Raw genomic sequence first — 17453 nt, 5'->3', positions numbered from 1 at the left:
CAGAGACCCGTGATGAAACTGATCGTCGGCCTTGGAAATCCCGGTGCAAAATACGCTGGCAACCGGCACAACATTGGTTTTATGGCCGCCGACGAAATCCACCGGCGCCATTCCGGCTTTCAGCCGTGGCGGGCTCGGTTTCAGGGTCAGGTCTCCGAAGGCCGGCTCGGCAGCGAAAAGGTGCTCCTGCTCAAACCGTCGACCTATATGAACGAATCCGGGCGCTCGGTCGGGGAAGCGATGCGCTTTTTCAAGATCGACCCGGAAGACATTGTCGTCATCTACGACGAGTTGGACCTGCCACCCGCGAAATTCCGCATGAAAAAAGGCGGAGGGCATGGCGGCCACAATGGCTTGCGGTCAATTTCGGCTCATATCGGTCCGGACTACCGCCGTTTGCGGCTTGGGATCGGCCATCCAGGCGACAAGAAACTCGTGGCCAATTATGTTCTGGGCGACTTCGCAAAAGCCGATCAAGACTGGCTGGAACCGCTTCTAACCGAAATTGCGGACAATGCCGACCTGATGGCTGAGGCAAAGGACAGCCAATTCGCCAACAAGCTCACGTTGGCTTTAGAACCAGAAAAAGCGCGGCGAAACGGCAAACCAACCTCAGCCAAAACCGAACAGGTATTGAAGCCAAAACAAAAAAGCCATATCCATCAGGCGCGGCAAACCCAGGCAGCGCCCCTGCCGAAGTCTGGACCGATGGCTGATATGCTGAAGAAGCTACTTGGCAGCTAGGTTCAATCAAAAATTTAGTTCCATGGAATTTCCCGTCATAATATAGTGACCTGCATAGACATAATGGCCCGAGGTTATCTTAGGGGAAAACCATGCGTCACTTTCTATTAGCATCCGCCGTTTTGGGCTTGTCGATTGGGTCTCCAGCCGCCTTTGAAAAGCTTGAAGGCTATTTCATCGCGGAGAAGGTCTGCGAGGCCTACCAAAGCAAAAACCGTCAGACAAATCCCGGTGAAATTCTGACCGCACCGCAGCTTGCCTATGAGCTTCTCGGGATCAACAAAACAGGCGGGGACTTTTTCCAAATCCATGTCGATGGCGCCCCCGTAACCCAATCGCGCTGGGTAAGCACCTCCTGCGGCATACATGTTGTTGAAGCGGATACGGCAACGGCGCCGCCTCTGACCGACGATGAAATCACGCCGGTTCTGGATGCACGAGAATCGACGGACAATCTTCTGACCTTGAGCTGGCAGCCGGCCTTTTGCGAAATCCGGCCTGGCAAACAGGAATGCCAGGATCTAAATACCGGAAATCTGCCCCACACGACCCGGCAGCTCTCAATCCATGGATTGTGGCCACAACCCCGCGGCAATGATTATTGCGGCGTCTCCGCCTCTGTCCGTAACCTCGACAAGCCGGGCAGCTGGCATTTACTCCCCGCGCCGGACCTCGACACCGAAACAGCCGATGCACTCGCCGCGGCCATGCCCGGGGTTGCCAGCCACCTGCACCATCATGAATGGATCAAACACGGCACTTGTTACTTCGGCGAAGGCGGCGCCGATGAATATTATGACGACACGCTCCTGCTAACAGGTCTTGTGAATGACTCAGCCGTTGGCGACCTCTTCTTCAACAACGTCGGCCGGGAAGTGACCGGCGTTCAAATTCGGTCCGCATTTGATCAAGATTTTGGTCAAGGTGCAGGCGACCGTGTGCTCATCAAGTGCACCAACGATGGCAACCGCACCTTAATCAACGAAATCTGGATCAGCCTGCGCGGTCAAATCAATCCGGCGGCGGACCTGGGAGAACTGATGCTTGCGGCAGATGAAACCGATATGGGATGCAGTGGTGGACTGATCGATCCAACTGGACTGCAGTAACTGTTCTGAGCGCTTCTCAATAAGAGAGCAGGTCACATAATGACCCTGCGCTCAATTGCTTTTACAAATTAGATAGGACCTGCCAACCCCAACCATTCAGGCACCGCTTTGAAAACAGTGTTAACAATAGTGCTTTTGTTTCTTCTGGTTGCCGGCCCTGCCCAAGCTGAGACCGATACTGCAGACCTGTCCGATGAAACGCTCCTGTTACGGGTCTGGAACGAAACCGCCCCGCACTCTGATTGGTTCGCGCAGTCCTTCCGGACCGCTGTCCCGATGACAAGGCTGCGGCCAGCATTGAAAGAGCTCAAAACCACTTATGGCCCGGCGGAACAGGTTTCCAAATCGACCCAATCTAGAAACTTTGCGCTCTCAACGGCAACACATGATGTTGCAATTCGGCTATTTCGAAGTGGCAACGGTCGAATAACCGGTTTTGAAATCAAGGACATTCAACAAACTGGCACTCTAAAAGACCTCCTCAAAAAGCTTCCAAGGTTTGCTGAGCAGTCCTCTTATCTCCTGACGAAGAACGGAGAGATAGTCGCCAGCCACGCCCCGTCGGAAAAACTGGCTGTCGGGTCTGCTTTCAAATTGTTTGTGCTGGACGCACTCGCAATGAAAGTGGAAGCGGGAGAGCTTGAATGGTCGAGCGTGCTCACACTGAATAAACTCCATAAATCCCTGCCATCCGGAACTCTGCACACCTGGCCCGATGGTCATCACGTTACGATCGAAACCGCAGCAGCCTTGATGATTTCTATTTCCGGCAACACGGCAACAGACCTCCTCATGTCGCAGCTGCCTTTGGCACAACTCGAAAAGATCTCAGAACAAGTTCCTTTTTTGACAACACGCCAATTCTTCCAGCTCAAAGCCTCTGACGAAGAGGCATCAGAGTATCTTTCTGGCGGTCTTTCGGAAAAACGCAGAATTCTTGCTGAACTGGGAGGACGCCACGCGCCCGACCCCGGCGATGTCAACAACGGCTATCAGCCGGGATTGGAGTGGTATGCGGCTGCCCCCAGCCTGTGCAAAGTCATTGCGAAAGTGGACCATCTGCCCGTGTTCAAGATCAATTCCGGGCAGGCAAAGCCGGCGGATTGGAAAACCATTGCTTTCAAAGGCGGCAGTGAGACCGGCGTTCTGAACCTCACATACCATTTGACTGCGCACGACGGCACAAAGTGGTGTTTTGTAGCGACCTGGAATTCTCCGGAAGCCCTGGATGAAAATGCGATCCTGGCAGTGAGTTCGGGGATATTAAACCGCATCGCGCGCACCAGCGAATAACGGCGCTGCTCATTTCCGCAAAGACAGCGCCAAATCGGCAGCCAGCCTCCTAGCTGACATCGCAGAAACCCTTGACCTTGTCTGCCCCCTCGGGCATGTAGCGCGGCAACAGTTTCAGACACAAACCGAAAGCGAACTCACGATGGGTTTCCAGTGCGGCATTGTCGGACTGCCGAATGTCGGTAAGTCCACCCTTTTCAATGCGCTGACCAAGACAGCGGCGGCTCAGGCCGCAAACTACCCTTTCTGCACCATTGAACCGAACACCGGCGAAGTGGCCGTGCCGGATCCGCGCCTTTATGCGATCCGGGATATTGCCGACTCCAAAGAAGTGATCCCGACCCGGATCACCTTTGTCGACATCGCCGGTCTGGTACGCGGTGCCTCCAAAGGTGAAGGCCTTGGCAACCAGTTTCTGGCCAACATCCGCGAAGTCGATGCCATCGCCCATGTGCTGCGCTGCTTTGAAGATGACGACATCACCCATGTGGACGGAGCCATCGATCCGATCGCCGATGCGGATACGGTCGAGACCGAACTTATGGTCGCCGACATGGAAAGCCTTGAAAAGCGCATCGCGCCCTTGAAGAAAAAGGCGACTGGCGGAGACAAGGAAGCCAAGGCCGTGCTGCCGATCATGGAAGCCGCCCTTGAGTTGCTGCAAGACGGCAAACCAGCCCGCATGCTGGACGTTGCCGATGCCGAAGAAGCCAAGATGCTGAAGGGCCTCAACTTGCTGACCTCCAAGCCGGTGCTTTACGTCTGCAACGTTGACGAGGGATCGGCCGCCGACGGCAATGCACTGTCCCAGAAAGTTGCCGAAAAGGCAGCTGCTGAAGGCGCTGTATCCGTTGTTATTTCCGCTGCAATCGAAGCGGAGATCTCGCAGCTGGACAATGAAGAGCAGGAAGAGTTCCTGGAAACCATCGGACTGGAGGAGCCGGGCCTCGACCGGATGATCCGTGCAGGCTACGACCTTTTGGGTCTGATCACCTACTTCACTGCCGGTCCAAAAGAGACCCGTGCCTGGACCATCACTGAAGGCACCAAGGCGCCGGGGGCTGCCGGCGTGATCCACACGGATTTTGAACGCGGCTTCATCCGCGCACAGACGATCGCCTATGACGATTACACCTCGCTTGGCGGCGAAAGCGCTGCCAAGGAGGCCGGAAAGGCCCGCGATGAAGGCAAGGAATATATCGTCAAGGATGGTGATGTCCTGCTGTTCAAGTTTAATACCTGATTTTTCTTAATTTCCGTATTCGCTTTCAAAGGCGCCGCACATCGCGGCGCCTTTTTTGTTTTGCCCGGCGCAAATTGCTCCGGCAAAACAGAAAAATTGATTAGTTGGCAAAATTTTAGTTGTCCAAAAAATTCCATTCTAATAACCTCATGAAATAAATATTCTAACTGGGAGGTAGGAATGCGGAAATCGTTGATGTTAGCGTCGGCTGGATTGTTGGGCCTTCTGGCCGCGGGTCCTGCTCTGTCGGCGGAAAAGCTCACTTTGTATTGCAGCGCGCAGGAAGACTGGTGCCAATTGATGGCCAACGGTTTTGAGGACGCGACCGATATCAAAGTGAACATGACCCGGAAAAGCTCCGGTGAAACCTTCGCTCAAATCAAGGCGGAAGCGTCCAACCCGAAAGGGGATGTCTGGTGGGGCGGAACTGGTGACCCGCATCTTCAGGCCGCTGAAGAGGGATTGACAGAATCCTATGTCACGCCCATCCGCGGCGAGCTTCAGGATTGGGCTATTTCGCAGGCAAGCTCTGCCGGTGACAGAACAATCGGCATCTATTCCGGCGCACTTGGATACGGCTACAACACGGATGTTCTTGCCAAGAACAATCTGCCCGAGCCGTCTTGCTGGAAGGACTTGTTAAAGTCGGAATACAAGGGCCACGTCCAGATGGCCAACCCGAATTCCTCGGGAACAGCTTACACAACGCTAGCGACCATCATGCAGCTCTTCGGCGAAGACGAAGGCTTTGAGTTCATGAAGGGCCTTCACAAGAACATCAACCAGTACACAAAATCCGGATCAGCTCCGATCAAGGCAGCAGCTCGCGGCGAAAACACCATTGGCATCGTCTTCATGCATGACGCCGTCAAACAGGCTGCGGCCGGCTTCCCGATCAAGGTGGTCGCACCGTGTGAAGGTACAGGCTACGAAATCGGCTCCATGTCTATCGTGAAGGATGGCCGCAACCCGGAAAACGCGAAGAAGTTCTACGACTGGGCACTGTCGGCTGATGCGCAGGCATTGGCACTGCAGGTCAACGCGTTCCAGGTTCCGTCCAACAAAAACGCGCCAACATCGGACAAGGCGCCGGATCTGTCCTCGATCAAACTGATCGACTACGATTTTGCAAAATACGGCTCCAGCGACGAACGCAAGCGGTTGTTAAAAAAATGGGATGATGAGGTCTCCACACTGCCGCAATAATCGTGAAACTCGCTCATAACAGTAATTCCAGCCGTCCTGTCCTGATCTTCTGGATCGTTATCGGATGGCTGGGATTTGCCGTTCTCCCCTGGTATGGCATTGAGGAATTCTGGACCCTGGAGTGGCTGGTCGACGGCTATCCCTTCGACAGCGATTATGCTCCGGGTCTGCTCCTCCTTGCTCAAGGCGAGAAACTCTGGCTTTCACCGCTCGTGCTGCCGCTGCTCGGCGCACTTGCTGCTGTCTCATTGCCCAAGGCACATCCGAATTACGCCCGGATACTTATCCTCGCCGGTGGTTTTGGCGCCGCATGGCTGATCGCGCAAGGCTTCGGCATCGGCCTGCGCGGCTGGAATTTTTCCTGGCTGGAAAGCCTTTTCGGCCAACTGGGAGACCGGCAATTTGGCATGGGCTATGGCGCCATGCTGGTGGCGACTTGTTTCTTGTTCCTATTCACACAAGGGATCGCGGCTCGAGGCGCCGTCAATGGTGATGTCTTTGTCGTTTCATCGATCGGCTTCGTCATCACAGTTGTCACGGTGTTCGTTTTCTTCCCGATCGCCAAACTGCTGATCGCCGCCTTCGTTACCGAAGAAAACACCTATTCGGTCGCTGTCTTCTTCTCCAAGTTCCTGAGTTCCCGCCTTTGGAGCCTCGATTGCCTGTCCGGCGGACGCTGCGGAGCGGCCTGGAACTCGCTGTTCCTGGCGATCCTGGTTGGCTTCCTGACCACCGCGCTCGGCCTAGTCTTTGCACTTGTGGCAACTCGCAGCAACTTCCGGCACAAGAAGCTCCTGCGGGCGTTGACCGTTCTGCCGATCATCACCCCACCGTTTGTGATTGGCCTGGCAATCATCTTGCTGTTTGGCTTGTCCGGCACAGTCACGACCGCTGTCGCTGATGTTCTCGGCGTGCAGCCAACCCGCTGGGTCTACGGCCTTCCGGGCATCCTGATCGCCCAGCTACTCGCTTTCACACCCATCGCCTTTCTGGTGCTGATTGGTGTTGTTGAAGGTGTCAGCCCGTCGATGGAAGAAGCCGCACAGACTTTGAGGGCCAACCGCTGGCAAGTCTTTAAGACAGTCTCCTTGCCATTGATGCGTCCGGGTCTCGCCAACGCATTTCTGCTCGGCTTCATCGAAAGCATGGCGGATTTCGGAAACCCGTTAGTTCTTGGCGGCAACTTCGATGTGCTGTCGACGGAGATTTTCTTCGCCATTGTTGGCGCGCAATATGACCAAGGCCGCGCGGCGGTGTTGGCGATTGTTCTGCTCGGCTTCACTCTTTCGGCCTTTTATGCGCAGCGCTTCTGGCTTGGCAAAAAATCCTACACAACGGTATCGGGCAAAGGCGATTCCGGGATCCATCCGACCCTACCCTTTGGCGTGATGATCCCAGTCTATTCGATCGCCTTCATCTGGGCGGCCTTCACCGCCGTCATCTACGTGATGATCTTCTATGGTTCGTTCGTCGAGCTTTGGGGCGTCAACAACACGCTGACCTTCAAACACTATGAGACGGCCTTCTCCATTCGTTTGGTTGAAGACGGCATCCGCTGGACAGGCTCTGCCTGGAACAGTTTCTGGACCACCATCCAAATCTCTGCTCTTGCGGCTCCATTGACGGCTGCTGTCGGCCTTGTCACGGCCTATCTGCTGACGCGGCAGTCGTTTGCAGGAAAGAATGCGTTTGAATTCGGCACGATGTTGAGTTTCGCGATCCCCGGCACCGTTATTGGCGTGAGCTACATTCTCGCCTTCAACGTCCCGCCGATCGAGATCACCGGAACCGGCGTCATCCTGATCATCAGCTTTGTTTTCCGCAACATGCCCGTTGGAGTCCGGGCCGGCATCGCCTCGATGAGCCAACTCGACAAGAGCCTGGATGAAAGCTCGCTGACGCTTGGTGCCAACAGTGCGGCAACGTTCAGACGGGTAATCCTGCCGCTCTTGAAACCGGCGATCCTGGCGGCTCTTGTCTATTCCTTTGTCCGGGCGATGACCGCGATTTCCGCCGTTATCTTCCTGGTCAGCGCCGAATACGACATGGCAACCAGCTACATCATCGGCCGGGTGGAAAACAACGACTACGGACTGGCGATTGCCTATTCCAACACGCTCATTTTGGTGATGCTCACAGCCATCGCCCTGCTTCAACTGTTTGTCGGTAAAACCGACATCGGCCGGAGGACGGAGCGTGCCAAATGACTTCTAGAACGGAACCGACGATGACTGTGAAACCCAAAGGCAATGCAGCCTCCGTCACGTTTGAAAACGTCACCAAGGTCTATGGCCGGGACGTCACCGCGGTGGATAGCATTTCGCTGACGATCGAAGCCGGGCAGCTGGTCACGCTGCTCGGCCCGTCAGGCTGCGGCAAGACAACGACCTTGCGCATGATCGCCGGACTGGAAATGGCAACAGAAGGCCGCATCCTGATCGGCGATCAGGATGTCACCAAATTGCCGGCGACCGACCGGGACGTCTCCATGGTGTTCCAGTCCTATGCGCTCTTCCCGCACATGAGCGTTTTGGAGAACGTCTCCTATGGCCTAAAATTCAGCGGCTTCAAAGGGGTTGAGGTTCGAGACCGGGCCTTGGACGGATTGGAACTGGTAGGTCTGGCCGGCTATGGCGACCGCTTGCCGTCGGAGCTTTCCGGCGGCCAGCAGCAGCGTGTTGCTGTCGCCCGCGCTTTGGTACTGGAGCCTCAGGTTCTCTTGTTCGACGAACCGCTCTCAAACCTGGATGCCAAGCTGCGCCGTCAGGTGCGTGAGGAAATCCGCGATATTCAGCAATCCCTGGGACTGACGGTGGTTTATGTCACCCACGATCAGGAAGAGGCGCTCGCGGTCTCCGACCGGATTATTGTGATGCGCAATGCTCAGATTGCTCAGGAGGGTGCCCCTCGCGACCTTTATGAATATCCAGACGATCAATTTGTGGCCGATTTCATCGGCGAAGCGAACTTGATCAGATGTGACATCGAAAGTGTTGACGGAGACCAAGCTTCGATCAGCATTGGGGCCTACCGGCAGTCCTTGCCCGCACGCGGGTTGTCTGCCGGCCCGGCTGTCCTTGCAGTCAGACCAAACCGCATCGGCATTTCAGTCGGATCTCAAGACGGCGGCATTCCAGCGCAGGTTTCAAAGGCAACTTATGTCGGCCGCCATATGGAATACACGCTGAAGGCAGAGTTTGGGTCGCTGTTTGTCACCTCTGGCGACATCAACGCGCCGCTTCAACCTGGGACCGATGTCAGCCTATCGTTTCAGCAGTCCGCTCCGGTTCTGCTTCCAGCTGAAAATACATGAGGACCGGAGCTCTCTGTCACTGACAGCAAAGACCGGCGGTCCAAGCACCTTAATAAAAACAAAATGAACCCGGGCAATCTGCCCGGGTTCCAGTTCTCGCGATAGGGCCCGAGCCTACCGCGACGCCGCATAATATGAGACCCGCCGTTCCAGGTACCCGAGGAACTCGGCCACTGAGAAGGCTAGCGCAAACAGCACCAGCAGCACCGCCCAGAAATGCGCCATCAGGAAGTTGTTGGCGTAGAGCTCAAAGAGTGCGCCGAAGCCGACAATCGAGATCAGCAATTGGCCGATGATCACGCCTTTGACTGCCCGGATCACGCCAATGCGCACGCCGCCGAGAATTTCCGGCAAGGCCGCCCAGAAATAGATCTTGTAAAAGGCCTGCAGCGGATTGGCGCCATAACACCGTGCCATTTCGATCAAGGACCGGTTGATCTGCAACACCCCCGCCCGGGCATTCAGGATAATGATCCAGATCGCGAACAGCGTCGTCGTGATGATGATCGATTTCATTCCAAAGCCGAACAAGACCATCAGCACCGGAACCAGCGCGGTCAACGGCGCGCTGAGGAACATGTTGACCCAAGGCAACAACAACTCATCGATCAAACGGTTCTTGCCCATCAAGATCCCGATCGGAATGCCGATCACAATCGCCGACGTCACCCCAACGGCAAATGCGTAGGCAGTTTCAGACAGGGCTTTTAAGAAGGGCGCGGTCGTAATCACTGAAAACAGCGTCACCACCACTTCCGACAAGGGCGGGATGAAGAAGGTCAGATCCAAACGGCCGACAATCTCCCACAAAAGCCCCCACAGGATGAGCGACGACATGGCTGGCAGGCGAACTCCAAAAATAGTCATATCGCCTCCTATTCCACATAGCTGCGCAGCGATGCCCAGATACTGTCGACGATGTCGAGGTATTCTGGGTCTCTGCGAATGTTGTCGACATTCTTGGTACGCAATCCTGACGGCCGGATAACCTCAGAGACACGGCTCGGACGCGGCAGCAAAATCGCGATCTGATCGGAGACATAGACAGCTTCTTCGATCGAATGCGTGACGAAGATAAATGTCTTGTTTTCGTTCTGGACAAGGTTCAGAAGATCTTCCTGGAATTTGCGCCGAGTTTGCTCATCAACAGCTGAAAACGGTTCATCCATCAGGAGAACGTCCGCATCCACCGACAGGGCGCGCGCCAGTCCAACCCGCTGGCGCATGCCGCCGGAAAGCTGATGCGGATACTTCTTTTCAAAGCCCTTCAAGCCGACTTCGGCGATGTATTTCTCTGCAATCGCTTCACGTTCGGAGCGCCCAACACCTCTGAGTTCCAAGGCAAAGGCCACATTGTTCAATACATTGGCCCATGGCAGCAGAGCAAAATCTTGAAAAACAAAGGCACGGTCTGGGCCAGGCCCCGTGACCGGTTTGCCGTTGACTTCGATTTCCCCACTGTTCGCATCGAGAAGGCCGGCGATGATTTTCAGAAGCGTTGTCTTTCCGCAACCAGATGGCCCCAAGAGAGACGTCAACTGACCTCTTGGAAACTCCAAGGACAGGTTTTTCAGCGCTTCAACATCGCCATAAGTTTTTGACACGCCACGGACAACAACCGCGTTGTCGACCGGTGCGGCTGCGGGATCCACGACTTCTTTAATCTGAGGCATAACCACGGACATTTCCTTCAAACAGGTAGACCTCAAGCCGTTCCAAGAGATTCAGGAACACGACGGCGAGAAGGATGATTGAGAAGATCGCAGCGTACATGGCCGGATAATCCGCGATCGAACGGCTGTAGGTGATGATGTCGCCAACACCGGTCGGCGTGATTTTAAGTTCCGCCAGAATGGCACCGATGAAGCCGGCTGAAACGCCGAGGCGGAGCCCGCTAAAAATCACCGGCGATGCCGCCGGAATGATGATCTTCAAGATGATTTCCCTGTCTGACGCCAGGAATGAGCGGCCCATATCCTTGATCGACGACGGCGTATTGCGCACGGCACTTGCGGTGTTCAGAACGATGACCGGCATCGCCATGATACAGACCACAAACACTTTGGATGTCAGGCCGATCCCATAAGCCATCACCAGAAGCGGGATCAGAGCAGCCAGCGGCGCGGCTTGCATGACGATGAAAATCGGCGAGAACAGCCAGTCAAACTTGGCGCTGAGGCCGATCCACAACCCAAGAGCTATTCCAAAAACCGCTGAAATCGCGACACCGACGACCAATGGGCGCAAGGTTTCCAGATAGGCCTGGAACAACGTTCCATCACCGGCCATGCGCAGCAATGCGCCCATGGATTCAAAGAAAGTCGGAAACGCGTAGCTGACCGGAATCATTCCTGCGATCTGCCAAGCTCCAAACAGGATCACCGCCGATAGAATTTTCAGCCAGAAAGAGCGGCTTTTCATTTATCGCTGTCCTTATTGAACGGAAAAAGCATGTCAGGCTGCCGGACGTCCGGCAGCCTGAGCGGTCGGCTTACTTCGTCGCTGCATCCAGCGGTGCGAGGTACCAGAAGTCCTCGATATTCAAGGACGCGAGATCACCTTCTAGCTGACCGGCATTGTGATACCACTCAAGGTCCGCCTTTGCGGCTGTGCGGCCTCCACCGTTCGGAGAATACAATCCGCCTGCAACAGCGTCCGAATAGAAGGTATCCAAGTTGCCGAGGATTTCCGGTGGCAACTGGCCAATCGGACCTTCCGGATCGGTTTCCTTGGAAATGATCGTCGGATCTTTCGACATGTCCAGCCAAGTGCTGACCAGGGCCTCAACGAAGATAGCGACATCCTTCTCGTTGGATTTGATCCAATCGAGATTTGCAAACAATGCTTCATCGCTCGCTTCAACTTCAAACATCGGCAGGACGTTGAACTTGTCACCGGCGATTTTCATCACTTTGTTCTTGTTCGACAAATCAACAATCGTCGCATCGGTTTGCCCGGCCATCAGTGCCGCCACCCGGTTGGACGAACCTGGAACATAAGACCGGTCACCGAATTTTATGTTGAGCTTGTCCTCAATCACATTGGCAATGGAATCTGTCCCGCCACCGCGGGAGTGCAGCATGATCGGCTCCCCATTGAGATCCTCAAGTTTGCTGTACTTTTTGGACGTGACCGGGAAGAACTTCAGCTTGGACAGCTGAAATACGATCCGGATGGGGGCTTTAGAGCGTTGCATGGCCGCATAGGGTGTTCCAAAACCGATGTCCATCTGACCGCTCAACACGGCCTGAATAGCCAACTCTTCATCGGAAAAAGCGGTCCACTCGTAGTCGAGGCCATTGGCTTTCGCCCGGTCAAGCGCCACGAAAAACGCGGCAAGTTCGTCTGATGGCGTTTCGGCCAATGCGATCTTGATCTTGCCTTCCGCAGCTACAGATCCGGTCATTAAGGCAGCAGCCATCGGCAGCGCGGCAGCGGCCACGCAGAGTTTACGAAGTAAGCGTTTCATTATTTCCTCCCAACTTGAACCTCGCGGTTCTTTATTCCGGCCTAGAGTGCGACCTCCTTCGCCTTCTTTGCCGGTTCAAAACAGCCTCCTCACAGCTGCTCGAATAATCGGGCCGACACAGACTGGATGTGTTGCCACATCGCGTCATGTGCAGCCTTTGGATCTCGCGCCTCGATAGCCGCACAGATCCGGTCATGCTCTTCAAAACTTGTATGGTTTTCCGGCGGCCGCTCTGTTGCGCGGATGACCGTACTTAAAGCGACAGCCCGGCGGACCTTGTTAAGCTGATCAAACAAGGCCAGAAGCAGAATATTGTCCGCAGCCTCCGCAACAGCTGCATGGAATTGATCATCCAGCGCTTCGTATTCGGCCCAGCTCGACACGCCGCGTATACGATCCTTAAAGCCATTGATCTTCTGAACGGCCTCATGTGAGGCATGGATTGCCGCTTCTCTTGCAATCGCAGCCTCTATGCACTGACGCGCCTTCATCATTTTGACCGGTGTGATCTGCCGGCCAATATCAGACAAGCTGCCAATGTCGAGCATGTCAGTCGGAGCAGAAACGAAAGTCCCTTTGCCAACATGTCGCCAGATAGCCCCTTCCCGCTCCATCATATCGAGCGCTTTTCGCAGAACCGTCCGTTTGATCTCAAGCTGATCAATCAACTCCCGTTCGGCCGGAAGCCGGTCACCAGGCTGATACGCATTGTCAGCGATAAAGGCTTTCAAGGCGCTGACGGCGTTTGCGCAATTCGATGATTCCGGACGGGTTAACACAGATCGCTCTCCCTCATCACACACTCGTGATCAAACACTGAGTCTAATCGATAATCAACATAAAATTGTATTTTTATCGATTTTTTTATTTCTGATTGACAATAATCGATTATGCACAGAGTCGGCTGTATGCAGAGACCCTATTGCTGTGCGATGTCTCGCCATCGCATCAATTGATCGATCTATTTCCAATCAATATTCCAATTAATCCAGATCAATTCGAATTTTGCAAGAAAATATCGAAATTAAAAATATTGATTGCGATTGATCGATTTTTGAGTAGGGTCGAACGCCATCGCTTACAAGAACAAGCCGAGGTCACGCATGCCAGATTTTGTGATTGAGCCACCGAAGGTTCCCACCCTCCCCATTCTGGGGACCGATGCTCTTTTCCCGGTCCGACGCGTCTATTGCATCGGGCGAAATTACGCAGCTCATGCAGTGGAAATGGGCCATGATCCGGACAAGGAACCACCGTTCTTTTTCCAGAAAAACCCTAACAATCTCGACACATCCGGCACGTTCCCCTATCCGCCGAAATCGGAAGATGTGCATCACGAGATAGAACTGGCCGTGGCTCTCAAATCAGGCGGCAGAAACATCCCGGTGAGCGAAGCCCTAGATCACGTTTTTGGTTATGCGGTGTCCCTCGACATGACACGCAGAGATTTGCAGGGCCAGGCTAAAAAGATGGGCCGCCCTTGGGAAATCGGCAAAGCATTTGAAGATTCGGCGCCCATTACAGCCTTGGTTCCTGCAACCGAAAGCGGCCATCCTGATACCGGCACGATCAAGCTGACCGTAAATGGTGACCTGCGCCAGGAGGGGGATCTCAATCAGATGATCTGGAAAATTCCGGAAATGATTTCCTATCTGTCAGACTATTTCGAGCTGGCCCCCGGTGACATCATCCAAACCGGAACGCCAGCAGGTGTCGGACCCGTTGTCCGCGGCGATAAGTTGCTCGGAACAGTCGATGGACTTCCCCCGCTCAGTATTGCGGTTGAATGAACCGTAAGACCTCCCGCCGGACGGATTAGCTCCAGCAGTGTTAGCTGCGCTCCAACCCCATCATAACAAGCGGGTTTGGCGCAGCTTCGCCGGCCCATTTTCCATGGATTTGCCGGTAGTGACTTGCCCTGACATAATACTGTATGCGCGCGAAGGTCGCGCTGGTGATGGTCTCAAGGGCAGTTTTTTGTCCTTTGCTCATTAGTATTCTCCTCTTCCAGCGGCAGATACCGCCTTCTTTGAAAAGAAGTGGATATTGATTGTGGCGACCGGGTGTTCAAACAAACACAGCGGCAAAAACATCTCTGTAGCCGCACCTGCCATCAATACAACCCTAGATTACCACAAGGCACTCACAAAACCTAATTTCCAGAAACAACACCAACAAGTCGCCCGACAGACCTCATGGTACGGCAACATGAGCACCGGCACCGTCTGCCCGCTTTTACAGTTACGCCATGAAAGCGGTTACTGCCAGACATCACCAATTAGAAATCGCTCGACGCTCAACTCCAATCCGGCCTAAGTTTCTGACACTTCTTTGCGCTTATCGGGATCGGAGATTGTTCCAGGTGACCCCTGATCAAATTCTACTTTTTTTATTGTTCGCCGTTGTCTTCGCCCTTCTGGTCTGGGGCCGGATCCGGTTTGACTTAGTCGCCTTCGCCGCCTTGATCCTGGCCGCCCTATTAGGCCTCGTCCCATCGGGTCAGATTTTTTCAGGCTTCGGCCATTCCGCGGTCATCATCATCGCCCTCGTCCTGATCGTTTCCAGAGGCCTGATGAATTCCGGAGCAGTTGAACTCGTCGCCGGAAAACTGCTCTCCGCTTCGCGCAGCCTTCCCGGACACATCGGTATTATGGCCGTGGTGGGAGCAGCACTGTCCGGCATTATCAACAACGTCGCAGCGCTGGCGCTTCTAATGCCGCTCGATCTTGAAGCTGCCAAGAAAGCGTCCCGCTCGGCCGGTCTGTCGCTGATGCCGTTGTCGTTCGCAACAATCCTCGGCGGCATGATCACCCTGATCGGCACGCCACCCAATATCGTCATTGCCGAATACCGGTCCGATGCGCTCGGCAGCCCATTTTCCATGTTTGACTTCGCTCCGGTTGGTTTGGCGGTTGCCATCAGCGGCATCGCCTTCGTTACCCTGATCGGCTGGCGCCTGCTACCGGCCCGTTTCCGGGCAGCTCCTGACGAAACAGGCCTTGCGGATGGTCTTTACAGCGCGGAACTCAAGGTCGGGAAGCTCTCAAAGGATAAGGAATTTACGGTCGGCGATCTTTATCCAGTGGCAGAAGAAAAAGACATCACCATAATCGGACTTATCCGCCATGGGCGCCGGATCCGGGGGTTTGCCCGGGCCGAGCTCATCAAGGAAAACGACTTTCTACTGGTTGAAGGGGATCCCAAAGCCATCGAAGCCTTTATGGGCGCTGCCAAACTCGACTTTGCCGGGTCAGAGCAACACAAGGGCGGGATCACTGGCGGCGCGCTCAATCTGGTCGAGGCAATTGTTCCGGACGGTGCCCGAATTGTCGGCATGTCGGCCTTCAAGATGCGCCTATTGTACGGTTATGGCGTTACTCTGCTCGGTATTTCCAGGGAAGGCCGGCGCATCCAGAACCGGGTCCGGCACGAACAGATTCGCGCTGGAGATGTTCTCCTGCTGCTTGGAAGATCCGGACGGCTTGATACCGCAATCCAATGGCTGGGCGTATTCCCGCTCGAGGGCCGGACGACTGGCATGATCCAGCGCAACAAAGCCTGGCTTGCCATCGGGGGATTTGCGCTGGCAATCACCGCCGCGGTAGCTGGGTTCGCCTATTTGCCTGTGGCTTTGGCCGCTTGTGTGGTTCTCTATGCCGCAGCGGGTCTCGTTAGTGGAACAGAAGTCTATTCGGCTGTGGAGTGGAAAGTGATCGTCCTGCTTGGATCCCTGATCCCGTTGGGACAAGCCTTTGAAGAAGCCGGCAACGCTCAGATCATTGCCGACGGCATTCTAACACTCACAGCAGGCGCGCCGGCTTGGGTCACGCTGGCGGTCCTAATGGCCGTGACCATGACCCTGTCGGATTTCTTGAACAATGTCGCAACTTGCCTGATTGCGGCGCCTATTTCGGTTCAGATCGCAAACAGCCTCAATGTAAACCCCGACCCGTTTTTGATGGCTGTCGCCGTTGCCGGCTCCTGCGCCTTCCTTACGCCAATCGGGCACAAGAACAACACTATCATCATGGGCCCCGGAGGTTACCGGTTCGGTGACTACTGGCGGATTGGATTGCCGCTGGAAGCGCTTGTTCTTGCAATCGGCATTCCAGCGATTCTTCTTTTCTGGCCGCTCTGACATTTTCGGTTCACTGTTTTTCCGAGGCTGATTGAAGTCTCCTGCCATAAGGATGTCAGTTGCGACCAGTTATGAGAGCTCCGGTCAACAAAAACGGAGCAGCACATGACACAATTTGAACGGGACATGGCGTCAGATCAACGCGACCTATTCCTTCAGGTACGCGATCTTCTTCTGACAAGATATGGGTTCCAAGAAACCCAGAAACCAAGGATCACAACCTATGCCAATGCGAAAAGTGGGATCTGCCATTTAAGAACGATGCCGCATGGGATCGACATTGGATTCTTGAAGGGCGCAAAGATGACCGACAGCCGCGGGTTATTGACGGGCAAAGGAAAATCGATTCGAGTATTACCAGTAAATATCTACAACGAGGAAGATCTCGCTTACTATCTCGATCAAGCTGATGAGCTAAACGGATAGAAGATTAAAATATTCAAACAATACTTCTGAGGTCTTTTGGATTTTACATATCTCGTCCATAGCACTAGCATAAAAACAAGATCCGTAACCAAGGATCTTTTTTTGGGGGGAGAATTCATGAGAATATTAAAATCACTCTGCCTTACGGCGGCACTGGCCGCCTTTTCTGGAACTGTTTTGGCACAAGGCACCGGGTCTGAAGGCTATTTCCAGATTTACAACAACACAGAAGGTAATGTGGTTGTCGGCTTTTACACCAATGCCGGTGATGGCTGGAGCGACAATTGGCTCACAGATGCTTTAGTTCCTGGCCAAAACGCTCAGGCGTCCTTTAATGCAGATACTGGGAACTGCGATCAGGTGTTCCAAGTCGGATGGCTGGGTGATAATGACAGCGAAGTCCTGGATGAGCTGATCGCGATCGACATTTGTGCCGCCAGCAACGTCTATCTCGGTGATAATGAGATTTACTACGACTGATTAATCGGTAGAATTGCGGACCACCATAGCGC

At 54.4% G+C, this 17453-nt stretch carries 17 protein-coding genes; 11 read left to right on the top strand and 6 right to left on the bottom strand.

The window, feature by feature from the left end:
* Positions 1-12 precede the first annotated feature (12 nt).
* From pth to ACOOFE_RS06185, 7 genes are all read left to right on the top strand, one after another.
* Complete coding sequence (gene pth, locus ACOOFE_RS06215; protein WP_420414158.1) at positions 13-744, top strand: aminoacyl-tRNA hydrolase; 732 nt, start codon at positions 13-15, stop codon at positions 742-744.
* Between the two features lie 92 nt (positions 745-836).
* Positions 837-1853, top strand: a complete 1017-nt coding sequence (locus ACOOFE_RS06210; RefSeq protein WP_420414157.1) for a ribonuclease T2 family protein — start codon at positions 837-839, stop codon at positions 1851-1853.
* 129 nt (positions 1854-1982) lie between these two features.
* Positions 1983-3146 (top strand): serine hydrolase, encoded by a 1164-nt coding sequence (locus tag ACOOFE_RS06205; protein ID WP_420414156.1) that lies wholly within the window; start codon positions 1983-1985, stop codon positions 3144-3146.
* 142 nt (positions 3147-3288) lie between these two features.
* A complete protein-coding gene (gene ychF / locus ACOOFE_RS06200; RefSeq protein ID WP_420414155.1) occupies positions 3289-4389 on the top strand; it encodes a redox-regulated ATPase YchF in 1101 nt (366 codons plus the stop codon).
* Between the two features lie 180 nt (positions 4390-4569).
* The gene (locus tag ACOOFE_RS06195; protein ID WP_420414154.1) at positions 4570-5595 is read left to right on the top strand and encodes an ABC transporter substrate-binding protein; all 1026 of its coding nucleotides are present in this window, start codon (positions 4570-4572) and stop codon (positions 5593-5595) included.
* Between the two features lie 2 nt (positions 5596-5597).
* Complete coding sequence (locus ACOOFE_RS06190; protein WP_420414153.1) at positions 5598-7802, top strand: ABC transporter permease; 2205 nt, start codon at positions 5598-5600, stop codon at positions 7800-7802.
* On the top strand, positions 7799-8908 hold the full coding sequence (locus ACOOFE_RS06185; RefSeq protein WP_420414152.1) for an ABC transporter ATP-binding protein: 1110 nt from the start codon (positions 7799-7801) through the stop codon (positions 8906-8908). Before ACOOFE_RS06190 ends, ACOOFE_RS06185 begins: the two co-directional genes overlap by 4 nt.
* A gap of 114 nt (positions 8909-9022) precedes the next feature.
* Here ACOOFE_RS06185 and ACOOFE_RS06180 read toward each other — a convergent pair whose 3' ends face one another.
* The 5 genes from ACOOFE_RS06180 to ACOOFE_RS06160 form a co-directional block, all read right to left on the bottom strand.
* Positions 9023-9775: an ABC transporter permease gene (locus ACOOFE_RS06180; protein ID WP_141185595.1), complete on the bottom strand. Its 753-nt coding sequence runs from the start codon at positions 9773-9775 to the stop codon at positions 9023-9025.
* Positions 9776-9783: 8 nt separating this feature from the next.
* Entirely contained in the window at positions 9784-10581 is a 798-nt protein-coding gene (locus ACOOFE_RS06175; protein WP_420414151.1) for an ABC transporter ATP-binding protein, read from the bottom strand.
* Positions 10568-11329, bottom strand: a complete 762-nt coding sequence (locus tag ACOOFE_RS06170; RefSeq protein WP_420414150.1) for an ABC transporter permease — start codon at positions 11327-11329, stop codon at positions 10568-10570. The genes ACOOFE_RS06175 and ACOOFE_RS06170 overlap by 14 nt, the downstream gene beginning before the upstream one ends.
* Before the next feature lie 70 nt (positions 11330-11399).
* Positions 11400-12377: an ABC transporter substrate-binding protein gene (locus tag ACOOFE_RS06165; protein ID WP_420414149.1), complete on the bottom strand. Its 978-nt coding sequence runs from the start codon at positions 12375-12377 to the stop codon at positions 11400-11402.
* An 89-nt stretch (positions 12378-12466) separates the two neighbouring features.
* Positions 12467-13156 carry a FadR/GntR family transcriptional regulator gene (locus tag ACOOFE_RS06160; protein ID WP_141185592.1) on the bottom strand — a complete coding sequence of 230 codons (690 nt, stop codon included), beginning with the start codon at positions 13154-13156 and terminating at the stop codon, positions 12467-12469.
* Between the two features lie 324 nt (positions 13157-13480).
* On the opposite strand from ACOOFE_RS06160, the gene ACOOFE_RS06155 reads away from it, so the two are divergent.
* Entirely contained in the window at positions 13481-14167 is a 687-nt protein-coding gene (locus tag ACOOFE_RS06155) for a fumarylacetoacetate hydrolase family protein (protein WP_420414148.1), read from the top strand.
* 40 nt (positions 14168-14207) lie between these two features.
* Here the strand turns inward: ACOOFE_RS06155 and ACOOFE_RS06150 are convergent, their stop codons facing one another.
* Entirely contained in the window at positions 14208-14369 is a 162-nt protein-coding gene (locus tag ACOOFE_RS06150) for a hypothetical protein (protein ID WP_168206332.1), read from the bottom strand.
* Positions 14370-14739: 370 nt separating this feature from the next.
* On the opposite strand from ACOOFE_RS06150, the gene ACOOFE_RS06145 reads away from it, so the two are divergent.
* The 3 genes from ACOOFE_RS06145 to ACOOFE_RS06135 all read left to right on the top strand — a co-directional run bounded on the left by ACOOFE_RS06145 (position 14740) and on the right by ACOOFE_RS06135 (position 17421).
* Complete coding sequence (locus ACOOFE_RS06145) at positions 14740-16515, top strand: SLC13 family permease (RefSeq protein ID WP_420414147.1); 1776 nt, start codon at positions 14740-14742, stop codon at positions 16513-16515.
* Between the two features lie 105 nt (positions 16516-16620).
* A complete protein-coding gene (locus ACOOFE_RS06140) occupies positions 16621-16941 on the top strand; it encodes a hypothetical protein (RefSeq protein WP_420414146.1) in 321 nt (106 codons plus the stop codon).
* Between the two features lie 117 nt (positions 16942-17058).
* A complete protein-coding gene (locus ACOOFE_RS06135) occupies positions 17059-17421 on the top strand; it encodes a hypothetical protein (RefSeq protein WP_420414145.1) in 363 nt (120 codons plus the stop codon).
* Positions 17422-17453 lie beyond the last annotated feature (32 nt).

Origin of the sequence: Roseibium sp. (genome assembly GCF_965216085.1) — a bacterium.
Classification (GTDB): Bacteria; Pseudomonadota; Alphaproteobacteria; order Rhizobiales; family Stappiaceae; genus Roseibium.
The sequence above is the reverse complement of the archived record's forward strand: the minus strand, read 5'-3'. Positions and strand labels throughout refer to the sequence as shown.